At 70.6% G+C, this 16,310-nt stretch carries 15 protein-coding genes; 8 read left to right on the top strand and 7 right to left on the bottom strand.

The genetic code is table 11. The features are described from left to right. Window positions 1–2 precede the first annotated feature (2 nt). Together AC1UE5_RS27465 and AC1UE5_RS27460 are read left to right on the top strand one after the other, a co-directional pair. Window positions 3–497, top strand: a complete 495-nt coding sequence (locus AC1UE5_RS27465; protein WP_482929140.1) for a hypothetical protein — start codon at window positions 3–5, stop codon at window positions 495–497. Then, window positions 494–2,461, top strand: a complete 1,968-nt coding sequence (locus tag AC1UE5_RS27460; RefSeq protein ID WP_482929139.1) for an ATP-binding protein — start codon at window positions 494–496, stop codon at window positions 2,459–2,461. Before AC1UE5_RS27465 ends, AC1UE5_RS27460 begins: the two co-directional genes overlap by 4 nt. Window positions 2,462–2,470: 9 nt before the next feature. Here the strand turns inward: AC1UE5_RS27460 and AC1UE5_RS27455 are convergent, their stop codons facing one another. After that, complete coding sequence (locus tag AC1UE5_RS27455) at window positions 2,471–2,623, bottom strand: hypothetical protein (protein ID WP_482929138.1); 153 nt, start codon at window positions 2,621–2,623, stop codon at window positions 2,471–2,473. 75 nt (window positions 2,624–2,698) lie between these two features. Further along, the gene (locus AC1UE5_RS27450) at window positions 2,699–3,076 is read right to left on the bottom strand and encodes a single-stranded DNA-binding protein (protein WP_482929137.1); all 378 of its coding nucleotides are present in this window, start codon (window positions 3,074–3,076) and stop codon (window positions 2,699–2,701) included. Between the two features lie 329 nt (window positions 3,077–3,405). Between AC1UE5_RS27450 and AC1UE5_RS27445 the strand changes: the two genes are divergently transcribed. After that, complete coding sequence (locus AC1UE5_RS27445) at window positions 3,406–4,473, top strand: sigma-70 family RNA polymerase sigma factor (RefSeq protein WP_482929136.1); 1,068 nt, start codon at window positions 3,406–3,408, stop codon at window positions 4,471–4,473. A gap of 39 nt (window positions 4,474–4,512) precedes the next feature. Here the strand turns inward: AC1UE5_RS27445 and AC1UE5_RS27440 are convergent, their stop codons facing one another. After that, window positions 4,513–8,241 (bottom strand): hypothetical protein, encoded by a 3,729-nt coding sequence (locus tag AC1UE5_RS27440; protein ID WP_482929135.1) that lies wholly within the window; start codon window positions 8,239–8,241, stop codon window positions 4,513–4,515. A 421-nt stretch (window positions 8,242–8,662) separates the two neighbouring features. On the opposite strand from AC1UE5_RS27440, the gene AC1UE5_RS27435 reads away from it, so the two are divergent. Beyond that, window positions 8,663–9,286, top strand: coding sequence for a GAF domain-containing protein (locus tag AC1UE5_RS27435; RefSeq protein ID WP_482929134.1), 624 nt, complete (start codon window positions 8,663–8,665; stop codon window positions 9,284–9,286). 6 nt (window positions 9,287–9,292) lie between these two features. Next, the gene (locus AC1UE5_RS27430) at window positions 9,293–9,499 is read left to right on the top strand and encodes a hypothetical protein (RefSeq protein WP_482929160.1); all 207 of its coding nucleotides are present in this window, start codon (window positions 9,293–9,295) and stop codon (window positions 9,497–9,499) included. A 116-nt stretch (window positions 9,500–9,615) separates the two neighbouring features. Here the strand turns inward: AC1UE5_RS27430 and AC1UE5_RS27425 are convergent, their stop codons facing one another. Continuing rightward, window positions 9,616–10,755, bottom strand: a complete 1,140-nt coding sequence (locus tag AC1UE5_RS27425) for an NAD(P)H-dependent flavin oxidoreductase (RefSeq protein WP_482929133.1) — start codon at window positions 10,753–10,755, stop codon at window positions 9,616–9,618. Window positions 10,756–10,829: 74 nt separating this feature from the next. Between AC1UE5_RS27425 and AC1UE5_RS27420 the strand changes: the two genes are divergently transcribed. Then, entirely contained in the window at window positions 10,830–11,195 is a 366-nt protein-coding gene (locus AC1UE5_RS27420) for a winged helix-turn-helix transcriptional regulator (protein WP_482929132.1), read from the top strand. A 63-nt stretch (window positions 11,196–11,258) separates the two neighbouring features. On the opposite strand, the gene AC1UE5_RS27415 is transcribed toward AC1UE5_RS27420, so the two are convergent. Genes AC1UE5_RS27415 through AC1UE5_RS27405 form a run of 3 tightly spaced genes read right to left on the bottom strand, consistent with a single transcriptional unit; the run spans window position 11,259 to window position 13,354 of the window. Then, a complete protein-coding gene (locus tag AC1UE5_RS27415; protein WP_482929131.1) occupies window positions 11,259–11,732 on the bottom strand; it encodes a MarR family winged helix-turn-helix transcriptional regulator in 474 nt (157 codons plus the stop codon). 27 nt (window positions 11,733–11,759) lie between these two features. Next, on the bottom strand, window positions 11,760–12,275 hold the full coding sequence (locus tag AC1UE5_RS27410; RefSeq protein ID WP_482929130.1) for a cupin domain-containing protein: 516 nt from the start codon (window positions 12,273–12,275) through the stop codon (window positions 11,760–11,762). After that, on the bottom strand, window positions 12,272–13,354 hold the full coding sequence (locus AC1UE5_RS27405) for an alkene reductase (protein ID WP_482929129.1): 1,083 nt from the start codon (window positions 13,352–13,354) through the stop codon (window positions 12,272–12,274). The genes AC1UE5_RS27410 and AC1UE5_RS27405 overlap by 4 nt, the downstream gene beginning before the upstream one ends. Before the next feature lie 167 nt (window positions 13,355–13,521). Here AC1UE5_RS27405 and AC1UE5_RS27400 point away from each other — a divergent pair, with 167 nt between their 5' ends. Together AC1UE5_RS27400 and chrA are read left to right on the top strand one after the other, a co-directional pair. Continuing rightward, complete coding sequence (locus tag AC1UE5_RS27400) at window positions 13,522–15,084, top strand: sulfatase family protein (RefSeq protein WP_482929128.1); 1,563 nt, start codon at window positions 13,522–13,524, stop codon at window positions 15,082–15,084. Further along, window positions 15,081–16,238, top strand: coding sequence for a chromate efflux transporter (gene chrA / locus AC1UE5_RS27395; protein WP_482929127.1), 1,158 nt, complete (start codon window positions 15,081–15,083; stop codon window positions 16,236–16,238). Before AC1UE5_RS27400 ends, chrA begins: the two co-directional genes overlap by 4 nt. Window positions 16,239–16,310 lie beyond the last annotated feature (72 nt).

The following is a 16,310-nucleotide window of genomic DNA, read 5'->3' as shown; positions in this document are numbered from 1 at the left end:
GGATGGACACCGTCAGGGATCCGATGGTCGTACACGTCGGGCGCGTACTGATCCTGATCGATGTGTTCACCGGGCGGACAGCAGCGCTGGAAGGTCTGCGCAAGCTTGCTCGGCTGGATTTCATTCTTCGTTATCCCGTCGTCCTTGAGGCGGTGCTGGACGCGCGCAAGAAGCCGTTGTCGTTTGACCTTCGTCCGACCCAATCCGAATACGCCGCCCTGGAAACAGCCAACCTTCGATGGAAGTACGGACCCTGGGATCATCGCTACTACCCGATACTCGGCGAGCTCGTCGGGCGGCGGTTGGTGCAGGCCGACGCAACGAGGGGGCGGCTCCGGCTGCGAAGCACGACGGTTGGGCGAGACGTCGCGAACGCGCTGGATGATCCGACGTGGAGTCTGGTCCGGGCTCGGGCGAAGGCGCTGAAGAGCGGCGCCAACCTTTCGGCGCCGTCGCTGGCCGCTCTAGTCACGCCCCTCTTAGAGGACCGAAGTTGAGCGTGGAGTTCGAGGTGCGGCGGGTCTTCCTGCAGGCGCACCACCGCAGGTACGAGTGGCGATTCAACCTCGGCGTGACCGTTCTTGTCGGTCCCGGAAGCGTCGGGAAGACGTCCTTGCTGAACCTCATCAAGTGGGGACTCGGCGGCGACGCCCTGCTCTCGCCCGCGGTTCGGGCGAACGGGCAACGCGTGGGGCTCGACCTCCGGGTCGGAGGTCGACACTTCGGGCTCGTTCGCGGTATCCGCTCCGGTAAGGGCCTCGTTCGGGTGATCAACGAGGCCGGGGAAGTCGAGCAGACCCTAAGCGCGGATCCGGGGGACGACCGGCGACCTACGGTCTCCGATTTCCTGCTCGCGCTACTTCAAATCCCGAGCGTCCAGCTGCCCCGCGATCGCCGCGGTGATAGTGGCGAGCTGACCCGGGTGAGCTTCAACGACGTCTTCAACTACATGTACCTCGACCAGGACGAGATCGCCCGTTCCACGATCCACCATCTCGAGGGGTACCGGGACGTCAAGCGTATGCAGACGTTTGAGGTCCTCTACCGGATCATCGACAGCGCCGCGGCCGACCTACGACGCAACTTGGCTCGCGCTCGAGCCGATCGAGAGAGACTCGACCTCAACATCGCCGCGGTTGTGGAGTTCCTGGCCCGAAGCGGTCATCCGGACGGAGAGCAGTTGGACTTGCGCGCAACGCAAGTCTCCGCGCGACGCGCAGCGGTCGAGCGCGAGCTCCGACTGCTCAGCGATCGGTCCAAGCAGTCCGAGACCGCCTCTACGTCGCGGGCTCGTGCTCAGCTTGATGCCGCGGAGGCGCTTCGGGACAGCGTCGACTCCGAGCTCAGCGATGCACGCCGTGAGTCGGAGCGATACGTCCGCGTGCGGGCGCAGCTGGTCCAAGACTTGGGACGGGCCGTCAGAGCCGTCGTCGCGACGCCCCTGTTCGCCTCACACGAGTTCGAGGAGTGTCCGAGGTGCGCCCAGGCGCTCGAGCGTGAGGCGCCGTTGGGGTATTGCCGGCTCTGCCTGCAGGAGGAGAAAACGGCGAGGCCGGACACCGCCGCCCTCGTGGCGGAACAGGCGAGAGTTGAGGCTCAGCTCCGCGAAACCGAGGAGCTGCTCCTCGCGAGCGAAGCGCGTCAGCGAGATCTCGAGCGTCGGCTCGTTGCCGCGACGGAAACCGCACGCCATCTCAGGGGCACGATGGATGAACAGACCCAGCGCTCGGTAGCTCCACTCGTCGACGACATGGCGCGCCTGTCCGAGCAACTCGGCGAGCTTCGATCCGACGAGCAAGCGCTCGGACAGATGCGACGGCAGCTAACCGAACTGGGAAACCTTCGTCTTCGGCGCGTCGAGCTGACCTCCGACGTCGAACGATTCGAGGCGGAGCTACAGACCCAGCAGAGCGAGTCTGCGCTCGCTGATGCGCGTGTCTCCGAACTGTCCGGCATTTTCGCGGAGATCCTGCAGGACCGCCTTCACCTTCGGTGGATTCGCGACGCATATGTGGATCGCGATACGTACCTCCCGATCGTCAACGGTGAGCGACTCGAGAACCTGAGTTCCGGAAGCACGAAAGCTCTCGTCAACACCGCCTACTTCCTCGCGAATCTGACGTACGCGGTGCGCGGACGTGGAAGCCTGCTTCCACCGTTCATGATGATCGACAGTCCGCAGGTCCACCACGGAGCCGGCAGGGTCGATCGCAGGTCGGGGCGATTCCTGTACGAGTTCATCGTCGAGCTACACCAGTCGCTCGGTCCGGAGGAGGGGCAGCAGACCTATCTCGGCGGCGATCCGTTCCAGTTGCTGATCGCTGACAACGATGTGCCGGCGCGGCTCCGCGGGCTGCGCACGCGGCGGTTCTCCCCCGACGCCCCGCTGCTAGACGACATCCCGGGTCTGGACAACGACGAACTAGTCCGCCAGCTAGAGGCCGAGGACGACGGGGCTTAGCCCGCCGGACTAATCGACGGCCTCGGGTGTGAGGCAGGCGATGAACGCGAACTCGCCATTGACGAGCGGCACCTCATGCGGCGCCCGCCGCGCCCACGCGAAGAGCTGATCCCAGCTCAGCTCCCCCGCCCACATCGCGTCCACGCGTTGGGCGGGCGTCATGGACCAGAGCTTCCTCCGGCCCTCGGCGCGCGCGGCGGCTGCCGCGCGCACAGAAGTCGTCGGTTCCACAGGCGATCAGAACGGGATGTCGTCGCCCTCGGGCGTGGCGGGGGCCTCGCCCGGCTGGGCCTCGTCGTCCTTGCGCGGGGTCCGCAGGTAGTCGACCGTGCGGGCGACGATGAGGACGCGCTCGCGGTACTCGTCGGTGTCCTGGGTCTTCCACTCGCGCTGCTCGAGGCGGCCGGCGATGGCGACCTCGCGGCCCTCCTTGAGCCACTTGGCGGCGGACTCGGCCTGCTTGCCCCAGACCTCGACCGTGAAGAAGTCGGCGTTCTTGCGCGAGCCCTTGGGCCGGGGGACCGCGAGGCGGAAGCTGGTGACCGGGCCGTGCTCGGTCTGCGCGATGGGCTGGGGGTCGGCGGTGAGGCGACCGATCTCCTGGACGCTGTTCATGAGGGCCTCCTGGTGGAGTGGGTTGGCTGTTGAGCCCGTCGCTGCCGGCGACTGGCGCGCGGAGCCGAGCCCTCAAGGCGAAGGGGAGTCGCCGTCAGGCGACCAAAGCGCCAGCCGGCGTCGGCGAACCTGCGAGGGCGACATGCCAACCCGCTCCTGAAGGACCGACCTGAACGGGACCGCGGAGGCAGGCTCATGCCGACCTAGTCGCACGGAGACCGAGTGACCCCCGTCAAGTTGGAGGGGGGTACTTGCACACTCGCGCGACTCCAGTGATAGAAATCCGCAAAGCCGTTTCGTGAACACGCGCGTGCAGCTTGCGGGAGCTGATGTCGCGACCGGAGACCGTCGAGCTGGAGCACGAGTACGTCGCCCACCGCGGAGCGGTGATGGCGATGCTGCGCACCGAGTTCGGCGGCCTGCACGAGCAGCACGACGAGCTCTACCAGGAGGCGTGGACCGAGCTCCTCGAGCTGCGGGCCAAGGGGCAGCGCATCGAGAAGCTGCGCGGGTTGCTGAAGACGATCGCGTGGCGTCGGGCGCGCGACTCGCTGCGCGAGATGCGGCCGGACGCGATCGACCCGCACAGCGTCACGCTCCACCTCGAACCGGACGGCGAACCGCTGCCGGACGAGCAGACGCAGGTGCGACTCGACGCCGCGGTGCTTCGCCAGATCGTCGACCGGCTGGAGCCCCGCCAGGCAGCAGCGCTGAAGCTGCGGTTCGACTGGGGTCTGAACCGCACCGAGATCCAGGAGCGTCTCGGCGTGAGCGAGAAGCGGCTGGAGAAGATCGTCACCGAGGCGTACAAGACGGTCGCCGAGGAGGCGGGACTCGACGCGAACGGCGAGCGGCGCTGGACACGTAAGCAGCGCAGCCTCCTGCTCGCCTGCGAGATGGGCCTCGCCTCCGAGAAACAGCGCGAGATGGCGCAGCGGATGGTCGACGAGGACCCCGGGTGCCGGGCGATGCTGCGCGAGATGCGGGCGACGCTCAACGACGTCGCGGCCGCCCTCCCGGTTCCGATCATCGTCGCCGAAGAGCGGACGAACACCGTCATCCCGATCGTCGACCGTCTCGGCGACGCGTGGGCGAGCGTCAAGCACGCCGCGTCGAACCTGCTCGGCCGCGGGCCAGGCTCCGCGACCGCGCTCGAGCAGACCGCCGGCGCCAGCGGAGCGGTGATCGGTGGAGGCGTGGCGACGAAGGCGGTCATGGCGTGCCTTGCGGCCGGCGGGGCCGCGCTCTGCGTTCAGACCGGCCTGCCGGGTGGGGGCGGTGACGCTCCGGCACCGGAGCCGGCGCCGAAGGCGCGCGTGGCGACTGCGACCTCGCAGCAGGAACGAGCCGCGGAGAAGGCGGCTGCTGCCGCGGAAGCCCGAGTGGGCCCGGATTAACAGTCGTGACGGGCACGACCGCTAAGCGGCAGCGAGCAGCTACTCCCACTCGACCTCGGAATCGGACGCTCCGGTCACGTCCGCGTGCTGAGCGGCATCGCGAAACCGCTTGGCAGCCGTTCGGCCGAGCGCCGCAAATCGCTCGTCTGGGTCGTCCACCCAAGTTTCGAACTGGTCCGCGATACGGGTGAGGACGACGTTCTCTGAACCCATGAACCAGTTCGGGTACCGGGCATCGATGACCATCTCGGTGAGGTCGACCGATGGAGCGCGAAAGAGCAAGCGACGGACGCGTTGCTCAAACCGCTCAGATCCTCGGGTCTTGCGAAGCAGTTCACTGACGACGTAGTCGAGCTCCGAGTCGTCCTCCAGGAGCCAGGCCGCCATCTGGTCCGTGATGATCTGATCGTGCTGGCTGAGCCAGCTCAGGGCCTTCACCACCTCAGACCTCGCGTCAGGTTCCAGCTCTCCACCGCTGATGAGGTCGAGGAGCTCTTGGGCGTCCGTCGAAGTGGCTCCGTCGCGCACGGCGTCCTTGAGCTCGTCGGGAAATGGATCGCGGCTCAGAAGCGCAGTGAGATCTTGTGGTGTTCCCGCGAGCCACCGGGTACGCGCGATAGCTGCCTTCGTTGCCGCCCGCGGGCGGCCGGACAGCTCAACCACTTCGGCGAGCTCCGGCCCGTCGACCTTGAGATCGCACACCGCTCCACGGACCAGCTCGTCGATGAGCGCGCCGGCGCCGGCGGGGAGGGCCGCAGCAGCATCGCCTGAGGGCCCTGCTAGGCCGCCCAGGAGCTGCGTCGCGGCCGAGACGTCGCGCGGCAGACACGCGCGGAGGCCGGTTAGGACGCGCCGATCGGAGGCGGCTTCAGTCCAACCCGCTGCCGTTGCCGCCGCGGCGCGGACGTCAGCGTCTTCGTCCTGTGCGAGCGTGTCTAGGAGCTCATCGGCCCATGGCGCCGAGGAGCCGTAGAGCGCGCCGGCGACGGCGGTACGTCGAGTCACTGTGGCGTCTTCGAGAAGCTGCGTCGCGAAATCCTCGCCGTCGTTGAGGCCCAGCAACTCCGCGATCGCCGCGGTCGCCGCCTGGTTCAGCGATCCCTCGGCTGGCAGGGCCGACGTCAGTCCTGCCCGGACGCGGGTTGGGTCGATGATGGCCGCTGCGCGTAGCGCTGCCCCCGCTGTCCGGATGCCGACGTGGTTCATCCCGGATGCAGATGCGAGCTCCAGCCAGGCGCTCCAGCGCCGAAGAACGGCCGGAAGCTCGGGAGCGTCCAGAAACGATGCTGCCAGCTCGTCTGCGCGTTCTGTCGTCGATCGGCGCTTCGACGGGTCGGGTCGCGAGGCGACGAGTGCGCGGAACGCGTGGAGCTCGTCGTCATCCGGCCAGGGGTTGTCGCGAAGCGCGTCCACGACACGGGAGCGCGTCGGCAGTGGAAGGTCGGAGTGGGACGCGAGCGCGGCGACGGCCTCCGCAACGACCTCCTGGGCGAGCTGGACGAGCTCGGATGGTGGGTCGGAGGCGAAGGGTCCGGGCGCTCCGGAAGCACAGCGTCGCAGCTCGCGGAGCGGTTCGAGCGCTTCCTGCTGGCTGCGCAGCTCCAGCTGCGGCAGAACCTCAACCAGGAGCTCAAGACCCACGCGAAGCACGCGTGCCGTCCGATCGCCGGCCGGCAGGTGGCCCCCGTTCATCTTGATCACGTGGTCGTTCTCGGGCGAGACGTACGTGCGCTGCGCCGACACCGCCAGCAACTGGGAGGCCGCGAGCGAGATGGTCTCGACCGCGCCCGGCTTCCCGCGCTGCGCCTGCCAGAACGCCAGGGTCTGCTCCGCGAGCGTGTGCAACACGTAGCCGAGGATGTGACCGTCCGCGCTGCTCGTGTTGACAGGGAGGCGCTTGTACACGGCAGTGAGTCCCTCGCGGATCGATTCATCCGGTCGGGCTTCGGTCGGGGGCCGGTTAGCGAAGTACGCCTGAGCGACAGCGAGCTGTCGTGGCCATCCGACGCCGATGTCGCTGACCCGCGAGAGCACCTCCATCGCGGTGCGGCAGACCGCCTCGCGATCGCCGCTCAGCCCATCAGCGAACGCGGAGTCGATGACAGTGACAGCGACATCCGCGAAGGCCGGAGCGATCGACTGTGCTCGCCGAAGCGCCGTCGTCGGGTGGCCAGGCATCAGCGACCGCAGCTCAGCGCCCACGAAGAGCCCGATGCCGGCCCGATCGTCAAGGGCGAACCCGTGCAGCCCGCCGAGGGCCGCGCACATACGCTCCTGGCCTTCGGAGCCCGCCCTCTCCCAGATCTCCCGGTAGGTCACGGTCTCCGTGCGGCCGGAGAAGAACGCCTCGCGGAGGACGTGCGCGCTGAGGAGGTCGGGTGCGATCGCATGTTGGCCGTCCGAGTCCGTCAGCAGGCCCACGTCCGCCAGATCGGCGAGGCGGTGCCGCACGGACCGCGCGGAGACCTCGAGCAGCTCTGCCACGAACGAGACATCGTCGGGCCCGACGGTTCCCAGGGCCGCGATGACGTTCAGCGTGTCCTCGAGGTCGTCGGCAACCACGTCCGGTCGGCGGTGAGCGGCTGTGGCGATCGCGGGGCGCGCGTACTCGCGGAGGACGTCGCCGCGCGCCATCTCATGCAGCCCGCCCCGCCGTACCGCTACGCCATGGGCGAGCAAGGCGACGAGGGGGTTCCCTTCTGCCATAGCGACGATCTCTTCGACTGCACCGTCGAACTTCAGTGTCGGTGTGGCGGCACGGATCAGCTCGCCGATGCGCGCGTTCGACATGCGGGGAACCTCGACCTCTGCGCGTCGGTCCTGCTCGGCGAAGACGGTGCCATCAGTCGCTTCGCGGAGCCGCTCGTGGAACCCGGGGCGCGAGATGAGAACGAGCCGCGTGCGGCCCGTCCTTCCGAGCAGCACGCCGACGAGGGTGCCCAGATCGCGACGCCGATGTGCGTTGTCGACCACCAGCACGAGATCGTCGGCACCGGCGAGCTCGGCGAAGAGCCGATCCGAGTCGAGAGGTGTCCGGTCGTCGATGAAGCGCCAACGGTCGGCCTTCACCGTCGCCGCGGCGGTGGCGACGAGACGGGTCTTCCCGATGCCTCCCGGGCCCGTCACCTCGACCGTCGTCGCCCACTCGAGTGCGGCTCGGAGGGCAGCAACTTCGTCGTCCCGCGCGACGAGCGTGGCGGGGGCGCCGACGTCAGGCAGACGCTGGACGAAGTCCTCGGCGTTGAGCGTGATCGGGGGTGCGGGAGGAGCGAGACCGAGAAGCTCTTCGCGTGCCGGTAGGAGGTCGGGCGTGAGCAGCCGGAGCGCGAGGAACGGGCCGTCGAGGATCTTCAGGCGGTGTCCCCAACGCGCTGACGCCGCTCCCTCCAGCTCTCCGCGGCGCTTCGCGCCGGTCTTGCGGTTCGTGACCGACCAGACGTCCTTGGGGCGATGACCGTGGGCCTTGAGCCCGTCGAGGTCGCTCTCGATCTTCTTGCCCCAGGCCCGCTTCTGCAACGACGCGGTGACGACGAGATCGTTCCCATCGACACGCAGCGACCCACCGACGGCGTCGCGCTGCTCGTCCCCAGAGCCCCCGCTCTGTCGCAGTGTCGGAGCGAAGTCCCGGAGGCACACGACGGCGATCTTCTCGAGACGGTCGGCATCGGTAAGCGCGTAAAGTGCCTGCTCGGTCTGCGCGATCGCGCCCGGGATGTCCGCCGCAGGAGGCGTCGGCACCGTGGGCTTCGTGTAGTCCTCTCCTGACATCGCGCCCGCAACGGTAGCTTCGCAACCGACGGATGCACGCGAGCGCTGCCTCGTGAGCGCGAGACGCGCTGCATCGAGCCGGATCACTGGGCACGTTCTGGGCACAGCCGTCCGGTCCGGCAGGTACCGTGGTGTCCGTTATGTCCAGCATTCATCGGACTTCCCGGACACCGGGGACTCCGATGGACACGCCCGTCTTCCATGGTAAGGAAGGGGTCGCCGGTTCGAGTCCGGCAGAGGGCTCTGTCGGAGTGCCTGCAACCGCAGGTCCTCGACACGCCGCCTCGCCCTGCGACCGCGCCGTCGGAACGCCAGGCGTTCGGTGCGCATGAGCGGACTTGGTGCACATGAGCACGTAGGCTGCGGAGGTCGCGTCCGCAGTTGAACGAGCCGGTCCGAGCTCTGTCCTTCGCTCATAGCCATGACGTCTGCCTTCGACCGTGCACTTGAGGCCAAGAAGTTCATGGCTGAGCGCGAGGCGCATGCCCGGTCCAAGGGCGAGCCGGGCAGTCCGGACTATCTGAGGGCTTGGGCTGACTTCCGACAGCGATCGCCCGCGCCGCTCGATCCTGCGGCCAGGTACACGCGCCGGTCTCCGACGGATGGCCAGCGTGAGCGGATCCTCAAGGTCGCCATCGAGCGGGCGATGCTGATCGACGGTGCGTGGATGGCCACCGGGCAGGTCCTCGACCGCTCGACCAGCAGTCTGCGGATCGTCGCGCACACCGGCTTCTCGCAGGAGTTCCTGGAGTGCTTCGACCGCGTCGACGACGACGCTCCGGCAGCGTGCGGCAGCGCGCTTGCAGCACGCGCTCCGGTGTGGGTCGCCCAGACGGCCGACTCGCCGATCTTCGCCGGGTCGGTGGCCCTCGACGTGCTGATGGACGCAGGCAGCCAGGCCGTCGCATCGCTGCCCGTGATGTCGTCGAACGGCGACGTCGTCGCCATGCTCAGCACGCACCACGCCAGCCCGATGTCCTGGTCACCGCAGCAACAACACCGGCTCGTGCTGCTCGCCGCAGCCGTCGGTCGGCTGCTCGGGTAGCGCAGCATCTGGGCGGCGGCGTACGCGTACCGCCGCGACTCGGACGACCCGCTCGACGACCACCAGGAGCAGAGCCTGTCTGCCGAGCTTCGCGACTACGGCGTCGGCGCGCTGATCCTCGAGGACCCCGGGCTGACCGCGGTGCGCCTGCGGTCCAACAACCCCAAGAAGCTCGTGGCGATCGAGGGCTACGGGCCGTCGGGATCCAACTAGATCCCGATCAAGCGATGACCGGCGTAGCGCATGACGCGCCTCGAGGCTGCGCCGCAGCGGCGGCCGGCGCGCTCGACCTGCCGGCGTGAAACGGACGGACGCGGCGGCACGCCAGATCAACACCGGTCACGGTGGGCCGTGCGGTGCTGGTCATGCACGCTCCGCCTGGCCGGGGTCAGCAGGTCGCCGGTGTCGGCGAGCAGGGTCTCGAGCAGCGCCACGGCGTCGTGCTCGCGCAGCAGGGGTGCGGCCTGGCCGGACCACAGCGCCACGAAGTCCGGGTCTCCCGCGGCGATCGCGGCGTCGCGCAGCGGGCGCATCAGGCTTGCCTGGTACGGGAAGGGCAGCAGCCCGTCGCCGAGCTCCTCCAGCGCTCGGTTCGGGATGCCGCGGGCAAGGCGCCCCGTGAAGGCCCGGGTCAGGTGCGTCCTGCGTGCGGCGGGGCTGAGCAGGATGTCCTTGTGCATCCGCGGCGCGCCGGACTGGTCCGTCGCGAGGAACGCCGTGCCGATCTGCACGCCCTCGGCACCGAGCGCCAGCGCGGCGACGATCCCACGCGCATCAGCGATCCCTCCTGCCGCGACGACCGGCGCCTGGACGTGGTCGACCACGGCCGGAATCAGCGCCATGGTGCCGACGAGCGAGCGCTCCGGCTCGTCGAGGAACGCGACGCGATGGCCGCCGGCCTCGGCGCCCGACGCCACGATGACATCGACGCCGGCCTCGTCGAGCGCGACGGCCTCGTCGACCGTGATCGCGGTGCCGGCGGTGCGGATGCCGCGCTCGCGAAGGGCGTCGAGGAGCCCGGTCTCCGGGATGCCGTAGACCCAGCTGAACACGGGCGGCCGCGCCGCGAGCACCGCCTCGGCCTGCTCGGCGAAGGTCGGCGAGAACCGCTCGGGCCGAGCCGGCGGAGCGATCCCGACCTCGTCGTAGTACGGAGCGAGGGCGGCCACGGCGGCATCCCAGCGCTCGGCGGTGAGCGCCGCCTCCGGTTCGTCGTGCGTGGAGACCCAGAGGTTCACGGCGAACGGGCTGCTCGTGCGAGCCCGCAGCGCCTCGATCGTCGCGACGATCTCGCTCGGCTGCAGATGGTGCACGCCGAAGGACCCGAGGCCGCCGGCCTCGGACACGGCTGCGGCGAGGTCGAGGCTGGAGAGGCCGGAGCCGAACGGGCCCTGGACGATCGGGAAGCGGGTGCCGAGGAGGGACGTCAGGCGGGTGTCGGGCCAGCGGTGCAGCGGTGAGACGGGCATTTGCAGTCACCGTATGGCGCCTGGTTACCATCTGCAACCAACTGCCGGTTGCCACCAGGTAACCTCTGGCCACCATGGCAACGGTTGATGACCGCGTACGCCACCGGCCGAGCCGGGTCCGCCACCCCCCGGAGGAGTGCCCGCTCACCGAGTGCATGTCGTTGCTCGGTGGGACCTGGACCCCGAACGTCATCTGGTACCTCCGAGAAGGACCGCGGCGCTTCAACGAGCTCCGCGGCGACCTCGTCGGGATCTCGGCCAAGACGCTGACCGCCCGGCTCAAGCGCCTGGAGGCGGACGGGGTCGTCACGCGCACCGTTCGTCCGACGTCCCCTCCGACGGTCGAGTACGAGCTGACCGACCTGGGCGCGGAGCTGATACCGGCCGTCGACGCGATCGTCGAGATCGGGCATCGCCTCAAGCAGCGGCGCGGAGCTTGATCGTCGAGCGCGGCCGCGGCATCGGCCGGACGAGGCGGCTGGTCGATTCCGGTCTGGACGCGCTCAGCCGGCTGCTGGACGCTCCTCCAGGACGCGAAGGATCTCCGCCGCCGTCCGCGTGAACGCCTCCAGCTCGCCCGGCGGCAGATCCGCCGCGGTCAGCGCTTCGAGCGTCCCCCACATCTCCGCGATCGGCTCGCGCATCGCCTTCCCACGCTCGGTGAGGTGGACCTCCATCACCCGCCGGTCGTGCTCGGCGGGGGTGCGCGTGACCAGCCCGGCCTCCTGCATGCGGCGCAGCGACTTGGAGACGGTGGAGTGGTCGAGCCCGACGGCGTCCAGCAGCTCGGACTGCGTCTGCCCGTCGCGGTCGAGCAGCCGCATCAGCAGCAGCTCCTGCCCCGGATGGAGCCCGAGCTTGCGCAGCAGCGCCCCGGCGTGCCCGCGGTGCGCCCGCGCCAGCGCGAAGATCGCGTAGCTCACCGGGCCGGCGTCGGCGGTGCGCGGGCGGTCGAATCCGGCGGCGTCGCGAGGCATCGCGCAGAGCCTAGGCCGCCGCGCCGCTCACCGGAGGATCTCCATCCCGTAGTGCGCGGCGCGCTCCGCGGCGAAGGTCAGGCGCGCGTGCCGCTCCGCCTCGGTCAGCTCCGGCGCGGGCGCCGTGCGGCTGCCGACCGGGTCCCCGACCTCGGCGAAGAACTCCTCCAGTCCCGCGGGGGTCACGAACGTCAGCATCCGCGCGGCCGTGCTTCCGGCGTTGCGGAAGCTGTGCGGCGCCCCGCCGGGGACGTTGACGCTGTCGCCCGGGCCGGCCGTGACCGTCGCGCCACGGATCGTGACCTCGAGCTCGCCTTCGAGGACGTGGAAGAGCTCCTCGAACGCGTGCCGGTGCGGCGGCGGCCCGGCCGCGGGCGGAACCGTCATGTCGATCAGCGCGTACCGGCCGTCGGTGTCGCGCCCGCGCACGAGGATCGTGTACGTGTCGCCGGCCACCGCGAGGTGGCGGAGGGCCGGGTCGTCGGGCTGCGCGACCACGGGCGCCCGGCCGGTGTCGCCGGCCAGCGGCTCGGGCGTGGTCATGCTGCCACCCGCGCGTCCGCGCCGTGGGTCGGGTAGTCGACGTAGCCGCGCTCGTCGCCGCCGTAGAACGTCGCGGGATCGGGCTCGTTGAGCGGCGCGCCGGCCTTCAGCCGCGCGACGAGGTCCGGGTTGGCGAGCGCGTGGCGCCCGACACTCACGACGTCGGCCAGGCCGGCGGCGACGTCCTGCGCGCGTCGCGGGATGTCGACGCCAGGCCGGTTGAGCATCAGCGCGCCGGGCCAGAGGCGCCGCAGCTCCCGCAGCAGCGTGTCGTCGCCCCCGTGCACGAGGTGCAGGTACGCGAGCTCCAGCGGCGCGAGCGCCGCGACGAGCGTGCGGTACAGCCCGTCCGTGTCGCCGCCCTCAGAGATGTCGTTGAACGGGTTGCCGGGCGACAGGCGGATGGCGGTGCGCTCGGCGCCGATCTCGCCCGCGACGGCCTCCGCGACCTCGACGGCGAAGCGGATGCGGCCCTCGACGGCGCCGCCGTAGCGGTCCGTGCGCCGGTTCGCGTTCGCCGCCAGGAACTGGTGGACGAGGTAGCCGTTCGCGCCGTGGATCTCGACGCCGTCGGCGCCGGCGTCGATCGCCGCGCGGGCCGCGCGCCGGAAGTCGTCGACCGTGCCCTCCACCTCCGCCGTGGTGAGCGCGCGCGGCGTCGGCAGCTCCTGCATTCCCGCCGCGGTGAACATCGCACCGGCCGGCCGGACCGCGGACGGCGCCACCGGCTGGCGGCCGTGCGGCGTGTTCTCGGGGTGCGCGATCCGCCCGACGTGCATGAGCTGGATGACGAGCCGACCGCCCTCCGCGTGCACCGCGTCGGCGACCGCGCGCCAGCCGGCGACGTGCTCGTCCCGGTAGATCCCGGGCGTCAGCAGGTAGCCCTGCCCGTCGTCGGAGGGCTGCGTGCCCTCGCTCACGATGAGCGCGTGCGACGCCCGCTGCGCGTAGTACTCGGCGTTCAGCGCCGTCGGCACCCCGGCCGGGGTCGAGCGGTCGCGGGTCATCGGCGCCATCGCGAGCCGATGCTCCAGCGCGAGGCCGCCGAGCTCCGCCGGCTGCCACAGATGGTCGATCACGTCTGCCTCCTGGTGAGTTATGTGGTTGGCCACGTAATTCACGGTAGCACTTCTGTGGCCAGCCACATATGAGCTCGGCCGGCACGCCGACATGGTCGGGTGCGTCGGGTGAGGAGTCCGTGAGAGCGTGTGGTGGCCCACCGGGTCTGGCCTTAGGGTCGGCCCCCATGCGTGCTTCGCGGATCGTCGCCGGGATCGTGGCGGCGCTCGTCCTCGCGGTCCTGCTGACCGGCGGTGGGCTCGAGCCCGGCGTGCCGGCGCAGGCGCAGTCCACGCCGAGCCGGCCGAACATCGTCCTGCTGATGGCAGACGACCTGCGCGTGGACGACCTGCAGCGCATGCCGATCACGCGCCGCCTCGTCGGCGCGGCCGGGACGAGCTTCAGCCGCTCGTACGTGTCGTTCCCGCTGTGCTGTCCTTCGCGCGCGACGCTCAACAGCGGGCAGTACTCGCAGAACAACGGCGTCCGCGGGAACGTGCCGCCCGTCGGCGGCTTCCAGGCGCTGCGCGGCCGCGGCACGCTGCTGGCGAGCTGGCTGCAGGACGCCGGCTACCACACCTCGCACATCGGCAAGTACCTCAACGGCTACGCGGGCAAGGCCGCCGTCCCGCAGCCGGGGTGGGACGAGTGGCGCGGCTCGGTCGACCCCTCGACCTACCTCATGTGGGGCTACACGATGGTCGAGAACGGGCGCCACGTGACGTACGGCGACCCGGCCCAGGAGGATCCGGCGCTCTACCAGACCGACGTCTGGCGCGACAAGGCGGAGGCGTACATCCGCGCTCGCGCGGCGGCCGCGCAGCCGTTCTACCTCGACGTCGCGTTCCTCGCCCCGCACCGCGAGAGCGCCCGGGCCGGTGTCGAGCAGGACTCGTCCCTGCGCTCGGCTCCCCGTCATCGCGGGCGGATGGCGAACGCGCGGCTTCCCCGCTCCCCCGCCTTCGACGAGGCGTCGTTCGCCGACAAGCCCGCCTGGCTCCGGGAGACCGCCCGGAGGCTGCGGCCCGGGCAGATCGCCCGCATCACGCGCGAGCACCGCACCCGCCAGGAGTCGCTGCTCGCCCTCGACGAGGCGGTCGGTCGCATCGTCGCCGTGCTCGAGGAGACCCGCCAGCTGGCGAACACGTACGTGGTCTTCACGTCCGACAACGGCTTCTTCCTCGGCGAGCACCGGATCCCGAACGGCAAGACGCTCGCCTACGAGCCGTCCGCGCGCGTGCCGCTGCTGATCCGCGGGCCTGGCATCCGTCCCGGCGGGCGCTCGCGCGAGCTCGTCGCGAACGTCGACCTCGCCCCCACCTTCGCGGACATCGCCGGCGCGACGCCGACGCGGACGGTCGACGGCCGCTCGCTGCTGCCCTACGCCCGCGACCCGCGCCGCACCTCCGACCGCCCGCTGCTGATCGAGAGCGGCCCGGGCCGGCCGACCTCCGATCTCGACCAGGACTCCGGGCGGAACCCGCCGCAGGCGCTGGGGAGCCAGGTGCGAGCGCCGGCCTACCGCGCGATCCGCGCGGGCTCCTACAAGTACGTGGAGCACAAGGACGGCAGCCGCGAGCTGTACGACCTCGCGCGCGATCCGCACGAGCTGACCAGCCGCCACGACGACCGCCGCTACCGCGCCGTGCGACGGGCGCTTGCCCGCGGGCTCGAGTCGCTGGCGGCCTGTCGCGGCGCGGCGTGTCGCCGACCGCTCGGACGTGCGAGTCGTCAGACTGCCGCGCCGTGAAGCAGACGTATGGAGAGCGGACGCTCGCTGGCTTGGTGCGGTACTTCCTGCGGTTGGGCGGTCTGGGGTTCGGCGGTCCGATCGCGCTGGTCGGCTACATGCAGCGCGACCTGGTCGAGGAGCGCGGCTGGTTCACCGAGGAGGAGTTCCAGCAGGCGCTGGCCGTCGGGCAGACGATGCCGGGGCCGTTGGCGGCGCAGGCGGCGATGTGGTTCGGGTACCTGCACGCGGGGGCGCGCGGTGCGGCGGCCGTGGCGGTGCCCTTCGTCGTGCCGCCGTTCCTGATCGTGACGTTCATCGCGGTGCTGTACACCGAGTACGGCGGGCTCGACTGGGTCCACGCGCTGTTCCTCGGGATCGGTCCGGCGGTCCTGGCGATCATCGCGATCGCGGCGTACAAGCTGGCTCGTTCGACGAACAAGACGGATCCGGTGCTGTGGGGGATCGCGGCAGCGCTGTGCGCGGTGACGGCGATCGCCGGCGCGGAGATCGTGTGGCTCTTCCTGGCGGCGGGCGCGTTCGGCGCCGTGTACTACGGCGGCGGGCTCCCGCGCCTGGGCGGCGCGGCGAGTGTCTCCCCGCTGGCGATCCTCGCGGTCGTGAAGGGCCTGGCGTGGACCGGTTCGGGCACGTCGCCCGGTGCCTTGGGGTGGTTCTTCTTCAAGGCCGGGGCGTTCACGTTCGGCTCGGGGCTGGCGATCGTGCCGTTCCTGCACGAGGGCCTGGTGGAGGAGCACGGCTGGCTGACCGAGCAGCAGTTCGTCGACGCCGTGGCGATGGGGCTGATCACACCCGGGCCGGTGGTGATCATGGCGACGTTCGCGGGCTACCTGACGTACGGGCTGGCGGGCGCGGTCATCGCGACGGTGCTGGTCTTCCTGCCGGCGTGGCTGCTGGTCGTCGTCCCCGGCCGGATGATCCGCCGGCACGAGGACCATCCGCGGCTGCAGGGGTTCGTGAAGGGCGCGACCGCGGCGGCGGCCGGCGCGATCGCGGGCGCCGCGATCGTGATCGCCTCCGACGTGATCGACAGCGAGTGGTCGGTGGTGATCGCGCTCGTCGCCCTGGCGGCGCTGCTGCAGCGCTGGGTCAGGGTCTCCGAGCCGGTGCTGGTCGCGGCGGCTGCGGTCGTCGGCCTGGTCGCGTTCGCCTGACCCGCGCGGCGGGCGCTCCCGGCGTTCGCGTGACAGCGAGGCAGACCGCCCCTTCGCGCCGCCTCCGGATGC

This window comes from Parviterribacter multiflagellatus (genome assembly GCF_056863265.1).
This window is presented reverse-complemented; position numbering and strand designations above follow the sequence as displayed.

Excerpts from the sequence above, each read along its gene's own strand:
- AC1UE5_RS27440 (WP_482929135.1), bottom strand. The coding sequence starts at position 8,241 with ATGTCAGGAGAGGACTACACGAAGCCCACGGTGCCGACGCCTCCTGCG.
- AC1UE5_RS27425 (WP_482929133.1), bottom strand. The coding sequence starts at position 10,755 with ATGCCCGTCTCACCGCTGCACCGCTGGCCCGACACCCGCCTGACGTCC.
- AC1UE5_RS27450 (WP_482929137.1), bottom strand. The coding sequence starts at position 3,076 with ATGAACAGCGTCCAGGAGATCGGTCGCCTCACCGCCGACCCCCAGCCC.
- AC1UE5_RS27435 (WP_482929134.1), top strand. The coding sequence starts at position 8,663 with ATGACGTCTGCCTTCGACCGTGCACTTGAGGCCAAGAAGTTCATGGCT.
- AC1UE5_RS27415 (WP_482929131.1), bottom strand. The coding sequence starts at position 11,732 with ATGCCTCGCGACGCCGCCGGATTCGACCGCCCGCGCACCGCCGACGCC.
- AC1UE5_RS27455 (WP_482929138.1), bottom strand. The coding sequence starts at position 2,623 with ATGACGCCCGCCCAACGCGTGGACGCGATGTGGGCGGGGGAGCTGAGC.
- AC1UE5_RS27445 (WP_482929136.1), top strand. The coding sequence starts at position 3,406 with ATGTCGCGACCGGAGACCGTCGAGCTGGAGCACGAGTACGTCGCCCAC.
- AC1UE5_RS27420 (WP_482929132.1), top strand. The coding sequence starts at position 10,830 with ATGGCAACGGTTGATGACCGCGTACGCCACCGGCCGAGCCGGGTCCGC.
- AC1UE5_RS27465 (WP_482929140.1), top strand. The coding sequence starts at position 3 with ATGGACACCGTCAGGGATCCGATGGTCGTACACGTCGGGCGCGTACTG.
- AC1UE5_RS27400 (WP_482929128.1), top strand. The coding sequence starts at position 13,522 with ATGCGTGCTTCGCGGATCGTCGCCGGGATCGTGGCGGCGCTCGTCCTC.
- AC1UE5_RS27410 (WP_482929130.1), bottom strand. The coding sequence starts at position 12,275 with ATGACCACGCCCGAGCCGCTGGCCGGCGACACCGGCCGGGCGCCCGTG.